Source organism: Labrys sp. (in: a-proteobacteria), assembly GCF_047605565.1.
Lineage (GTDB): Bacteria > Pseudomonadota > Alphaproteobacteria > Rhizobiales > Labraceae > Labrys > Labrys neptuniae.
Genome location: NZ_JASGFM010000037.1, coordinates 1 through 12,142, shown reverse-complemented (window position 1 = coordinate 12,142; position 12,142 = coordinate 1). Strand labels below are relative to the sequence as shown.

The window sequence follows — 12,142 nt, the reverse complement described above, 5'->3', positions numbered from 1 at the left end:
CGATGCAGAACGGTGCCCACATCATGCTTTCGATTTTGGGTTTACGAAGCAGGCCAAAGCTTGTGCCTGTTGTCACCGCATGAGCATTGGGCGAGCGCAGTTGCGCCATCGCATGCTTCTGCGGCGAGCGGCCTTGCCGGATCGCATGCCGTCGACATGGTGGGCTCCCCCCGCCATGGTTGAGCGCGGTGATTTGGCGCAAAACGGTCCGCACGGATACGACCTGCCATTTCCTTACATTGGGATCTATCAATAACCAATTGTTCTAACGATATTTTTTATGTTGAGGGATGGCTGTCAACTTTTCCGGAAAATGCTTTAGATTGCAGCCATGCCGGATTTGTTCAGCCTTCAGAGAATCGAGACCTTCAGACAGGAGGTCAAGAAAAGCCGCTTTCTGGCGACGGCCGCTCCCGTGTCGGGAGAAGAGGCCGCCAAGGCCTTCATCAGGGATCATTCCGACATGGCGGCCAATCACAATTGCTGGGCCTGGCGAGTCGGCCCCCTCTACCGCTTCAACGATGATGGCGAGCCCAGCGGCACCGCCGGCAAGCCGATCCTGCAGGCGATCGATGGCCAGGCCCTGGATGGTGTCGCCGTCGTGGTCACGCGCTGGTTCGGCGGCGTGCTGCTCGGCAGCGGCGGCTTGATCCGGGCCTACGGCGGCACGGCTGCCGCCTGCCTGCGCGCTGCCGAAAAGCTGCCGATCGTCATACGGGTCGAGGCACGCATCTCCTGCGCCTTTACCGACCTGGCGCTGGTACAGGCCCGCTTGTCCGCCCATGAGGCGGTGCAGATCCTGACGCAGGATTATACTGCGACGGGAAGCGAGTTTGTCGCCGCGATCCGCGAACAGGATCTGGTCGATGTTCGGCAGATGGTCGCGGATGTCACGAGCGGTCGCGCAGTCATGTCTATTGCGACGCCAGACGAGCCTCCGGCCTAGCTTGGCTCTGCTTGCCGCTCTCCGGCCTTGCGCTTGCTCTCGGCCTTTTCCTTGCGGGGTTCTGCCGGACTTTCCCGCTCGACGCTGACGGACAGCTTTTGATAGACGCCAAGGCCCACGATCATCGCGGTGCCGCCGAAGAGCAGGAGCGCCGGATAGAGCAATTGCTCCGGGCTTTGCTTGGCTACCTTGAACACCGTTACCAAAGCCTCGAGGAAAACTGCGATCACGATGGCTGACATGAACTTCGTCAAGCTGCGGCGAGCTTCCACAGCATTGCGCATTTCGCGGGCGCGCAGCACCTCCTCTTCGAGGAAATAGCGCGCCACGTCGAAGACCGCGACGCCGACCACCACGAAGCCGATTGAATCGAGTAGCGTATTGTCGAACTGGCCATCGTAATAGGCGGCATGAAAGACCCGAAATCCGGCTATCGCGACAAGACCGCCCGCCAACATCATCAGGCAGATGCTGGCTACGGTGAACACCACCCGGGACAGGACCTCCATGCGACTCCTGCAAAATCTGACCACTCGAGTCCGGCAGCACCCGGAACGCGCTCGAAATCAGCCCCTGCCTCACGAGCCGAGGCGATACGCACGGGCAGGACAAGGGCTCGGCTACCATTTCGTTGGTCAGGGCGGGAAACCGGAAAAACCATCCCTGTTCCCTCTACTGCCAGGTCCGGTTGACGCGTGCGCATCTTGCAATCAAACGCCTGTCGAAGCCGATCGTTCCCAAGCGGTGCAACCGACCACCCGTGCAAGTTCCCGGCTGATCACCCAGCCGGGTCTCGCGATTGTTCGCGTCAATCCGCAACCAGGAACCAGGAGCGGCGGGCGAAGCTAAGACCCACCGTGTAGATGCAGAACGCTGCCACGGCCGTTGCCGGTGCCGACAGCTCCGCATAGGCGCCACCGAACAGATGCAGGCCGATGCCGATGGCCGCGCCGGCAAACCAGGCGGCTAGGCCGAGTGGGTTGAAGGCGGGCACGTGACTGGAGCGATATTCGATCGTATCGCCGGCTAGGCGCCGATAGCGGTCGCTGAGAATGTGGGCCATGGCCACGGCGACCCAGGCCACCACGAAGATGCCCTGATAGGCAAGGGCCTGCAGCAGATAGGCGAAGACATCGGCCAGCATCAGGAGATAGACGATCAGGCCGACGACCACGGCCCAGCCGATGCGCCCGAAGGGCAGCTTGCCGAAGAGCTGGACCAGGGCCTCCATATTGACGGCGGCGAGATAATAATTGGCCGTGTTGATGCGCGTCTGCGTAACCCAGACGAAGAGCAGGCCCCAAACGCCCATCAGCTTGAGCAAAGCGAGCAGGACGGTCACTTCGCTGACGGTGCCGAGATCGGGAACGGTGCCGATCATGAACATGCCGAACAGGCCGCTGACCAGGAACACCATGACATAGAAGGGCATGCCGAAATTGAAGAAGGCGTGATAGCCGGCGTCCTCCTGCCGCCCGAAGCGGGCATAGTCGAAGGTGAACATCATGAGCACCCACACGCCCATGTAATAGACGAAGCACGACCACCAGCCGCCAGCCGGCGCGCCGCCGGCCGGGCCGAGATTGAGCCATTTGTCGCTATAACCATACTCGGCAATGGCCAGACCGACGGCGACCACGAGGCCGAGGATATAGAAGGGCAGCAGCACGCCGTTGAACTTGTCGAGCCAGGTCTGGATGCTGCCGAAGATCAACGGCACCGAATAGAGCACCACGATCAGGGCGGCGATCGCATAGGACACGCCGGGAAAGATGGTGTGGATGCCGACCGCGATGACCGATCCTTCGAACACGGCATAGTAGATAGCGGTTGCGCAGAAGATCAGGGTGGCCAGCCCCGCGCCGACATTGCCGAACAGCACGCGCGAGAACAGGGCGACGGACAGGCCGGTGCGAATGGCAAAGCGGCTGAGCACGGCGTTGATCACGCCATAGGCGATCACCGACATGACCATGCCGATGATGGCGTTGCGGGTGCCGAAGCCCAGCGCCAGGGCCGCGCCGACGACGATATAGAATACGGCGCTGCACACGGCCCACCAGGCCATGGTCAGGGCCATTCTGGGCATGCGGGCATCGGGCGGAACGGCCCGGTTGGAATAGTCGAGCGTGTCGGCTTCGGCGGCCGTGACGGTGCCTGCCATGATGGTTCCCCTCTCACTGATTGTGGAGCGATGTCGTGCTTGGATGGTGATGTTTTTGGATGTTCTTGGGTCGGCGGCCTTTTTGGCCGCTTCGACCGGGAGCTGGAGCAAAGGGTTCTAGCTGGAGGCCAGCACGGCCCGGATACAGGCCAGCAGCGTTGCGCGTTCGGCGCGTGCCGCCAGGGCCGTGGCCATGTCGACCTCGACGAATTGCGTCGGCGTGTTGGGCTGCATCTGGCCGATCAGGTCCATGTCGGCCGAGATCACGGTGCCGAGCATGAAATAGCCGCCGCCGGACACGGCGTCGCGATGCAGGATGATCGGCTCGGTGCCGCTCGGCACCTGGATCGAGCCATAGGGATAGCAGCTGTCGACGATGTTGGAGGGATCCGATCCCGCGCCGAAGGGCGGCTCCCGCTCGACGAAGTGCAGTGGACGCCCGCCCCGGAAGCGATAGCCCATGCGGTCGGCTTCCGGCGCGACCTTCCATTGGTCTTCGAAAAAGGCGCGTCCCGACTGCTCCTGGACGCGGTGCCAATAGAGGCCCGGCAGGACGCGAAGCTGCGCCGGTGTGCCAGGACGGCGGCGCAAGGGCTCGGGCACGCTACGCCCTTCCTTGACCGCGCCCGCTTCGCCGATGGCGAGTTCGTCGCCCTTGGCCAAGGCGCGGCCCTTATAACCGCCGAGAGCACCGATCACGTAGGTAGAACGGCTGCCGAGCGCCAGGGGAACGTCGAAGCCGCCGGCGACGGCGATATAGATGCGTGCGCCCGCCTTGAGGAAGCCGAAGCTGAGCGTCTGGCCGGCCTTGACGCTGAGGGCGGTCCAGGAGGGTTGCTCGACTCCGCCGATCTTGATCGGCATCTCGCCGCCGGTGATGGCGATCGTCGCATCCTTGGTGAATTCGAGTTCGGGGCCGAGGAACACGGCCTCCAGGCAGGCTGCCCCCTCATCATTGCCGACCAGGAGATTGGCGGCACGCAGGGCCAGCCGGTCCATTGCCCCGCCGACGGGAATGCCGAGATGGAAATAACCCGGCCGGCCAAGGTCCTGGATGGTGGTGGACAGGCCTGGATTGAGGACCTTAACGCCCATGGATCATGCCCTCCAGCCTGGCGTTGTAGCCGTCGATATCCTTCTGGAATTCCCGGAGGTCGAAGGTGACCTCATGCATCTGCGGCGCATAGCGGCCGGAAGCGACGTCGGCCGCGATCGCGTCATGCTCGTCGCGCCCGATCGGCTTGAACTTGACGATGTCGCCCGGCCGGAAGAACACCATGAAGTCGCGCAGATAGCCGGTCTTCTGCTCGGGATCGAAGATCGGCATCGGCGTGATGCCGAACATCTGGTAGCCGCCGGCGCCACGCACCGAATAGATGCAGGAAAAACAGCCGCCATGGCCGACCGTCAGCTTCGGCGTGTCGGTGCGGGGCCTCAGATATTTGGGGACCTGGAGCTGTCTTTGCCGCTCGACCATCTGATACATGAAGGGCAGCCCCGCCACGAAGCCGACCATCGAGACGAACCAGGGCGAGCCGCTATGGGCGGTGACGAAATCCTCGACCGAGGCGAGATCGTTGATGCGGGCGGCATATTCGAGATCGGTGACCCCAGGGTCCTGGTGGCGCTCGCGAAACCGCATCAGCGTCTCATGCGTCCAGGGATCCTGATAGAACACCGGGATCTCGATGATGCGGGTGCCGATCACCGGCTCGGCCTTCGCGGCGGCCTCTTCGATGCTCTTCACTTCCGCCAGGATGTCGTCCGGCTTGATGCGATCGGGATCGAAGCGGATCTGGAAGGAGGCATTGGCCGGGCAGATCTCGGTGACGCCGGCAATGCCGGCCTCCCTGATGGCGCGGGTCATGGACAGGCTCTTGAAGAAGGCCTCCAGCGACATGCTCTCGTCGCATTCGACGAACAGGTGCTCATCGCCGCCAAAGGAATATCGGCTTTTCATCGGGCGGCCTCCTTCGCCGGTTCGACTGGCGGCGGCGCAAAACGGTTCTCCAGCCAGCCCTCGAGAAAGCGTGTGTGGAAACGCCCCGCTGCGACGTCGCCGTCGGCGGCCAGGGCCTTGTGCAGGGGAATGGTGGTGGGAATGCCCTCGATCTTCAGGCCGGCCAGTGCCTGCCGAAGCATGGCCAGGCAGGCCGTGCGGTCCTCGCCATGCACGACGAGCTTGCCCAGCAGGGAGTCGTAGAAGGGCGGCACCGCATAGCCCGCAAAGAGCATGGTGTCGAAACGGATGTCCTCCGCCTCTGGCACCGACAATTCCGAGACCACGCCAGGCCAGGGCATGAAGTTCTTGAACGGATCCTCGGCGTTGATGCGGCATTCGATGGCGTGGCCGGCGACGGCGATGTCCTCCTGGCGGACGGAGAGCGGCTCGCCGCCGGCAATGCGCAGCATCTCTTGGACCAGGTCGAGACCGGTGACCATCTCCGTCACCGGATGTTCGACTTGTATGCGCGTGTTTACTTCGATGAAATAGAAGTCCTGGCTGGCTTCGTCATAGAGATATTCCACCGTGCCGGCGCCGCTATAGCCGACCGAGCGGGCGAGGGCGACTGCACTCCGGCACAGGCGTTCGCGCACCTCGGGCGACAGGCCGACGGCGGGTGCTTCCTCCCATACTTTCTGGCGCCGGCGCTGCAGCGAGCATTCGCGCTCATGGCAATGCACGAAGTTCCGGCCGTCGCCGAGGATCTGCACCTCGACATGGCGCGCCTTTTCGATGGCCTTCTCGATATAGAGACCGCCATCGCCGAAGGCAGCGGCCGCCTCGGCGGAAGCCTGGGGGAACTGCCGGCGGAACTCGTCCAGATCGGCGGCGACGCGAATGCCGCGCCCGCCACCGCCGGCCGCGGCCTTGATCATCACCGGAAAGCCGATGCGCGCGACGATGGCCTCGGCGGCTTCCAGATCGGCGACGCGCCCGCCACTGCCCGGCACGGTGGGCACGCCCGCCTTCTCGGCTTCGGCCCGCGCCGCGACCTTGTCGCCGAGCAGGCGGATCGCGGAGCCGGCGGGGCCGACGAATTTCATGCCCGCCGCCACCACGGCATCGGCGAAATCGGCGTTCTCGGCCAGGAAGCCATAGCCCGGATGCACGGCATCGACTTTGGCCGCCCTGGCGGCAGCAAGCACGGCCTCGATGTCGAGATAGGATTTCTTGGCGGCCGGGGGGCCTATCTCGATGGCTTCGTCGGCAAGCCGTACGGCGAGGGAGTCCTTGTCCGCGGCGCTGTAGACTTGCACGGTGCGCAGTCCCAGCGCCTTGGCCGCGCGATTGATGCGTACGGCGATTTCGCCGCGATTGGCGATAAGGACGGAACGGATGTTCATGCCTCCACCTCGGCGAGAACCTGCCCGGCCATCACGGCATCGCCATCGTCGACCAGGAAGCGGATATTGCTGCCGCCGATGCCCGCATTGACCTCGTGGAAGGATTTCATCACCTCGATCAGGCCGATGACATCGGAGGCCGCGACGGACTCCCCGTCCTCCTTGAAGAACGGGCTGTCAGGGGAGGGGCGTCTGTAGAAGACACCGGGCAAGGGTGACATGATCTGCGAAATTGCCATTCTTCATCCCCTCGTGATGGCTCTGGGCAGGTGGGCGAGTTCGCTCGCCGGCATGATCTTGATGCCATCGGCGATCAGGGCCGCGCGCATGGCGCGGGCGATGGCAAGGCTGCCGGGCGTATCGGAGTGAAAGCAGATGGAATCGAAGGCGATGTCGATGTCGTCGCCCTCGACGGTCCGTACCCGCTGTTCCCGGCAGGCTCGCACCACCTTGTCGGCGATCGCCGCCGGATCGAGCTTGCCGGTGCGGCGGGTGAACACGATGGAGCCCGAACGGCCATAGTCGCGGTCGGCATAGAATTCGCGGATCACCGGCTGGCCGGCCTCGACGGCGACGCGATGGGTCAGCGAGACATCCATGCAATAGATGAAAGCGTTGGGAGCGGTGGCCTGCATTGCATGGACGAAGGAGCGCGACAGTTCCTCATTGACAGCCAGCTCCATGTAGAGCGCGCCATGCGGCTTCACATGTTGCAGGCTGGCGCCGTGGCGGCGGGCGAATTCCCGCAACGCTCCGGTCTGGTAGACGATGTCGTTGACGATCTCTTCGGGCGCTCCCTCGATGCGGCGGCGGCCGAAGCCCTGGAGATCGCGATAGCCGGGATGGGCGCCGATGCCAACGCCGTGCTGGGCCGCCAGCCGCACGGTGGCGTCCATCAGCGAGGGGTCCCCGGCATGAAAGCCGGTGGCGATGTTGGCGGAACTGATGAGTTCCATCAAGGCGGTGTCGTCCGCCTCCGCCAGGCGCCATTGGCCGAAGCCTTCGCCCATGTCGCAATTGATGTCGACCGCAGCCAGCGCCAAGCCAGCCTCCCTCTGTGAAATTCATCCTGGGCCGGCATCACGGCCGGTCTTGCTCTGACGTTACGGCGAGACGGTTCGATTGAAAAATTCTATATTCAGATGCCTATTATCTGATTTTCAGAAATAGGCGATTTCCTGACTTCCTCCTAATTCCTCGCATGTGGGGCAGATTTTCCAAAGATTGGGGGCGAAGCATGAAATTCGATGAAGCCTGAATCGGCCGTCTATCGATTTTTCAAATACTGATGTAGATATCGATCTGAAACGCGAAGGGAGTCGCTCATGCCGGTCAGTCTGCGCCAGATCCGCTATTTCGTGGCGACGGCCGAGCATGGCCAGGTGTCCCAGGCTGCGGGCGAGCTCGGCATCTCGCAATCGGCCATCACCACCGCCATCAAGGAGCTGGAACAGATCGTCGGCGTCGAGCTGTTCACCCGCTCCACCCAGGGCATGGACATGACGCCCGCGGGCCGGCAATTCCTGTTCCACGCCTATGAGATCCTGAACAAGGTCGAGGAGGCCACCAGCCTGCTCCTGCCCGCCAATGATTTCGCCGGCCGGCTGACGGTTGCGGCCACCTATACGGTCATCGGCTATTTCCTGCCCAACCATCTCGGCCGCCTGCGCCGCGCCTGGCCCAATCTCGACATCCAGCTCTTCGAGCTCAACCGCGAGGCGATCGAGGACGGGTTGCTGGCCAATCGCTACGACATGGCGGTGCTGTTGACCTCCAACGTGATCAATCCCGATCTGACCACCGAGACGCTGATGAGCTCGCGCCGGCGGCTGTGGGTGCCGGCCCGCCACCGGCTGCTGGCGCAGGGCGCCGTCAGTCTCAAGGAGGTCGCCGAAGAGCCCTATATCATGCTGACCGTGGACGAAGCCGCCCACACGGCGCTGCGTTATTGGAGCCTGTCCTCCTTCCGGCCGAACGTGACGCTGCGCACCTCCTCGGTCGAGGCCGTGCGCTCGCTGGTGGCGGACGGGCAAGGGGTGGCGATCCTGTCGGACATGGTGCTCAGGCCCTGGTCGCTGGAGGGCAAGCGCATCGAGACGATCGTGCCGACCGAGCCGATCCCCTCGATGGATGTCGGCCTGGCCTGGCGGCGGGACGCGGCGTTCACCCCCGCCATGGAAGCCTTCCGCTCCTATTTCCGCCAGGCCTTCTTCCTGCCGCCCAATCGCTAGCGGAGACAGGGCCGCAAACGGGAGGAGCGCAGGAAGAGCGGGCATCGCCGGTCAATCCTTGCAGGTCAGCAGATAGCTGCCGCTTTCGTGTAAGGCTGCAGTCCAGCCGGGCTCGATGACGATGGTGGTGGTGACCTCCTCTATGATGGCCGGCCCGGCAACGGAGACCCCCACGCCCAGCTTCGAGCCGTCATAGACAGGTGTCGACGTTGCCTCGCCTGAGGCCTGGAAGATTGCGGGCCGCTTGCCCTTGAGCGCGAGTTCCAGACTGCCGGTTCCCTCCAGCCTGGGAGGCCTCGGTTTCTCGATCAGCCCGTACAAGGTGGATTCGATGTTTACCACTTCGACAGGATTGTGCCGCTCGCTATAGGTGTAGAGTTCCTCGTGGCGGGCGTGGAAGGCATCCTTGACCTTGTCGATCGTGGTTTCGTCGATCCTGAAATTGTCGATGTCGACGGTGCACTCATGCACCTGGCCGACATAGCGCATTTCCAGGCTGCGCTTGATGGCGATGCGGTCGGCAGCAAAGCCGTCCACCTCCAGGTGGCGGACGCCCTGTGCCTCGATCTCACCGAAGAGCGTGTCGATCTTCTCGCAGGCGCCTGCAGTGTCCAGGCGCAGGGGCGCTGTCGCCATATAATTGTATTTGACGTCCGAGATGATCTGCCCGAAGGCGCACAGGCCCGAGGCAAGCTTGGGCAGGATGATGGTGTCGATGCCCATCTCGCGCGCCAGAGCGGTGATGTGGGCGGCGGTGGCGCCGCCGGCCCCGACCAAAACGAAGTCGCGCGGATCGTAGCCGCGCTCGACCGACACGCGCCGGATGCCGTTGACCATGCCGCTATTTACGATCGTAAACATGCCATAGGCGGCCTGTTCGATACTGATGCCGAGCGGCTCCGCGACCCTGGCGACGGCTTCACGGGCCTTGGCGACGTCGAGCGGCAACTTGCCGCCGAGCAGGCCCTCGGGATTGAGATAGCCGAGCACGAGATTGGCATCGGAGGTCGTTGGATCGGTTCCGCCGCGCCCGTAGCAGGCCGGGCCGGGTTCCGAGCCGGCCGATTGCGGGCCGACCTGCAGCAGGCCCAGGCTGTCGATCCAGCCGATCGAGCCGCCGCCGGCCCCGAGCGTCTCGACCTGGATCATGGGAACACCGACACGGTAGCGCAGGAAGTCGACGTTCTTGTTGAGGTTGGTCTGGCCGTTGCGCGTCAGCGTGATGTCGAAGGAGGTGCCGCCCATGTCGACGGTGATGACATTCTCCTTGCCGAAGGGGGCACCGACATAGAGGCCGGCCTGCGGCGCTGAGGCGGGACCGGAATTGATGGCGTAGACGGAGCGGTCGGTCATCACCTGCCCGACGGCGAGGCCGCCATTGGACTGGAAGTAGCGTACGGGCTGCCTGGCGCCGAGATCGCGGAAATAGCGGTCGACCGCCGTCACGTAGCGCCGCATCACCGGGGCCAGATAGGCATTGGTCACCGCGGTGGAGGTGCGGGTATATTCGCGGATCTGCGGATAGAGTTCGCTGCCGACGGTGAGGATCGCTTCGGGCATCATCTCCCGCACGATCTCGGCGGCGCGGCGCTCATGCCCGGGATTGAGCACGGACCATACGAAGGAGATCGCTACCGTCTCCACCTTCTCTGCAAGGAACAGGCGGCAGGCCTGGCGCACATCCTCTTCCTGCATCGGGGTGCGTACCGAACCGTCCGAGAGGACACGTTCGCGCACGCCACGCCTGAGATAGCGCGGCACCAGCATGGTGGCCGCCGGATATTCCGGATCGTAGCGAAAGCCGTCTTCCTTGTGGCCGTTACGGATCTCGATGGAATCCTCGTGGCCCGCCGTGCAGATCAGCCCGGTCTTGCCGCCCCGGTGGGTGATCAGGGCATTGAGGCCGACGGTGGTGCCGTTGATGCACAGGTCGCAGTCGGACACGATGGCAGAAGGCGTCGTGCCCAGGTTCTCGGCGATCTGCCTGAGGCCGTTCTCGATCGCCCTGGTCGGGTCGGAAGGCGTGGAAAGGGCCTTGAACAGTTTGACGTCGCCGCTGGCGCGATTGGCGATGACGAAATCGGTGAAGGTGCCCCCGGCGTCGATGCCGAGACGAAAAGCATGTTCCATGATCGTGTCTTTCAGGCCGCCCGGAGCCGGCGGGTTTCGGCGAGGTCGACTTCCAGCGTCTCGGCATCCCTGATGGCCACGCCGTAATCGGCGCGGGCGCCCTCGATGGAGACGAGGCCGTTGCGTACGTCCCAGACCACGGTCTCGACGGGACGCTCATAGGGGTTGCCGTAGCCGCCGCCACCGGGGTTGAGATTGGTGATGGTCTGACCGGGCTTGATGGTCTCGATGATGTTCTTGCGCTCGACCGTGACTTCGCCGCCGCGCCGGAGCTCGACGCGGCCAACCTTCTTGTCGACGAGAGTGGATTTGGCGCCGGCGGCGCCCATGGCGGGAATGCGCCGTCCCTCGCCGAAACCGATGCACAGCATGTCGCCAGTCAGGGGCTCGACCTCCCAGGCCGTGCCCGAGCCGCCGCGGAATTTTCCGGCGCCGCCGGAATCGGTCATCAGCGCATAGCGATGGATGATGATGGGATAGGAATATTCGAGAAGCTCGACGTCGCCCGAGGTGAGGGCACCGAAGCAGCATTCCGGGCCGACGGCATGCCAGCCGTCCTGCTGCGGCGTGGCGCCGCCGCCCGAAATGATGGTGGCGAGCACCATGGTCACGAACTCCTCGCCGGTGCGGCCGTCCTTGCCGGCGATGTTGAGCCCGTTGGCGTGGCCCCAGGACGCCGCGACCTTGGAGGGCATCGCCTTCTCGAAGGCGAGGCGCACCGCATCCGTCAGCGTTTCCATAGGCGTGGTGGTGCAGTTCATGTGGGGGGCGGGTTCCTGCGCGTTGCACAGCGTGCCCTTCGGCCCGAAATCGACGCTCACGCAACGATAGAGCCCCTCATTGTAGGGCGGTGGCAAAGCCGCGAACATCATCAGGCCGAGATAGACGCCCGAATGGGAATTGCCCTCGTAGGAATTGATGAAATAGGGAATTTGCGGCGGGCTGGAGATGACGATATGGCAGGCGTCGCCGGTAATGGTGACCTTGGCGCCGATCTCGAAATCGCCGAAACCATGCCCGGCATCCTCCAGGATGGCCTTGCCCTCATAGGTGCCGTCGGGCACGCTCGCTATCAGCGAGCGCATATGCCGGTCGGCCATGTCGAGCAGCGTGTCGATGCAGGCATCGACGGTCGGCTTGCCATATTTGTCGAGCAGGGCGATCAGGCGCCGCTCGCCGACCTGGCAGGCGCCGATCAGGGCGCGGAAATCGCCTTCCTGGTCGCGCCGCGCCCGCATGTTGGAGAAGATCAGGTTGAGTACGTCCTCGCGCGGCTTGCCGCGATCCCAGATCTTCACCGGCGGAATGCGCAGGCATTCGGCA

11 protein-coding genes are annotated in these 12,142 nt (G+C 63.9%); 2 read left to right on the top strand and 9 right to left on the bottom strand.

Annotated elements, in window-relative coordinates:
• Positions 1 to 340: 340 nt before the first annotated feature.
• The gene (locus QM672_RS25325) at positions 341 to 946 is read left to right on the top strand and encodes an IMPACT family protein (protein WP_311941378.1); all 606 of its coding nucleotides are present in this window, start codon (positions 341 to 343) and stop codon (positions 944 to 946) included.
• On the opposite strand, the gene QM672_RS25320 is transcribed toward QM672_RS25325, so the two are convergent.
• The 7 genes from QM672_RS25320 to QM672_RS25290 all read right to left on the bottom strand — a co-directional run bounded on the left by QM672_RS25320 (position 943) and on the right by QM672_RS25290 (position 7,501).
• Positions 943 to 1,455: a GNAT family acetyltransferase gene (locus tag QM672_RS25320; RefSeq protein ID WP_311941343.1), complete on the bottom strand. Its 513-nt coding sequence runs from the start codon at positions 1,453 to 1,455 to the stop codon at positions 943 to 945. The genes QM672_RS25325 and QM672_RS25320 overlap by 4 nt on opposite strands.
• Positions 1,456 to 1,754: 299 nt before the next feature.
• Positions 1,755 to 3,110: an allantoin permease gene (locus tag QM672_RS25315; RefSeq protein ID WP_311941340.1), complete on the bottom strand. Its 1,356-nt coding sequence runs from the start codon at positions 3,108 to 3,110 to the stop codon at positions 1,755 to 1,757.
• Positions 3,111 to 3,227: 117 nt separating this feature from the next.
• Complete coding sequence (locus QM672_RS25310; RefSeq protein ID WP_367624367.1) at positions 3,228 to 4,205, bottom strand: biotin-dependent carboxyltransferase family protein; 978 nt, start codon at positions 4,203 to 4,205, stop codon at positions 3,228 to 3,230.
• Positions 4,195 to 5,070 carry a 5-oxoprolinase subunit B family protein gene (locus QM672_RS25305; protein ID WP_415085924.1) on the bottom strand — a complete coding sequence of 292 codons (876 nt, stop codon included), beginning with the start codon at positions 5,068 to 5,070 and terminating at the stop codon, positions 4,195 to 4,197. The genes QM672_RS25310 and QM672_RS25305 overlap by 11 nt, the downstream gene beginning before the upstream one ends.
• The gene (locus tag QM672_RS25300; protein WP_415085922.1) at positions 5,067 to 6,458 is read right to left on the bottom strand and encodes an acetyl-CoA carboxylase biotin carboxylase subunit; all 1,392 of its coding nucleotides are present in this window, start codon (positions 6,456 to 6,458) and stop codon (positions 5,067 to 5,069) included. Before QM672_RS25300 ends, QM672_RS25305 begins: the two co-directional genes overlap by 4 nt.
• Positions 6,455 to 6,697, bottom strand: a complete 243-nt coding sequence (locus QM672_RS25295; protein ID WP_311941329.1) for an acetyl-CoA carboxylase — start codon at positions 6,695 to 6,697, stop codon at positions 6,455 to 6,457. The genes QM672_RS25300 and QM672_RS25295 overlap by 4 nt, the downstream gene beginning before the upstream one ends.
• Positions 6,698 to 6,700: 3 nt before the next feature.
• Positions 6,701 to 7,501 carry a 5-oxoprolinase subunit PxpA gene (locus tag QM672_RS25290; RefSeq protein ID WP_415085920.1) on the bottom strand — a complete coding sequence of 267 codons (801 nt, stop codon included), beginning with the start codon at positions 7,499 to 7,501 and terminating at the stop codon, positions 6,701 to 6,703.
• A gap of 282 nt (positions 7,502 to 7,783) precedes the next feature.
• Here QM672_RS25290 and QM672_RS25285 point away from each other — a divergent pair, with 282 nt between their 5' ends.
• Complete coding sequence (locus QM672_RS25285; protein WP_415085918.1) at positions 7,784 to 8,689, top strand: LysR family transcriptional regulator; 906 nt, start codon at positions 7,784 to 7,786, stop codon at positions 8,687 to 8,689.
• 51 nt (positions 8,690 to 8,740) lie between these two features.
• Here QM672_RS25285 and QM672_RS25280 read toward each other — a convergent pair whose 3' ends face one another.
• Entirely contained in the window at positions 8,741 to 10,819 is a 2,079-nt protein-coding gene (locus QM672_RS25280) for a hydantoinase/oxoprolinase family protein (protein WP_415085916.1), read from the bottom strand.
• 11 nt (positions 10,820 to 10,830) lie between these two features.
• Positions 10,831 to 12,142 (bottom strand): hydantoinase B/oxoprolinase family protein (locus QM672_RS25275; RefSeq protein WP_415085914.1); only part of this gene is annotated, 1,312 nt, incomplete at its 5' end.

Bases quoted from the DNA above. Each gene is read 5' to 3' on its own strand.
- QM672_RS25320 (WP_311941343.1), bottom strand. From the start codon at position 1,455: ATGGAGGTCCTGTCCCGGGTGGTGTTCACCGTAGCCAGCATCTGCCTG.
- QM672_RS25315 (WP_311941340.1), bottom strand. From the start codon at position 3,110: ATGGCAGGCACCGTCACGGCCGCCGAAGCCGACACGCTCGACTATTCC.
- QM672_RS25310 (WP_367624367.1), bottom strand. From the start codon at position 4,205: ATGGGCGTTAAGGTCCTCAATCCAGGCCTGTCCACCACCATCCAGGAC.
- QM672_RS25305 (WP_415085924.1), bottom strand. From the start codon at position 5,070: ATGAAAAGCCGATATTCCTTTGGCGGCGATGAGCACCTGTTCGTCGAA.
- QM672_RS25300 (WP_415085922.1), bottom strand. From the start codon at position 6,458: ATGAACATCCGTTCCGTCCTTATCGCCAATCGCGGCGAAATCGCCGTA.
- QM672_RS25295 (WP_311941329.1), bottom strand. From the start codon at position 6,697: ATGGCAATTTCGCAGATCATGTCACCCTTGCCCGGTGTCTTCTACAGA.
- QM672_RS25285 (WP_415085918.1), top strand. From the start codon at position 7,784: ATGCCGGTCAGTCTGCGCCAGATCCGCTATTTCGTGGCGACGGCCGAG.
- QM672_RS25280 (WP_415085916.1), bottom strand. From the start codon at position 10,819: ATGGAACATGCTTTTCGTCTCGGCATCGACGCCGGGGGCACCTTCACC.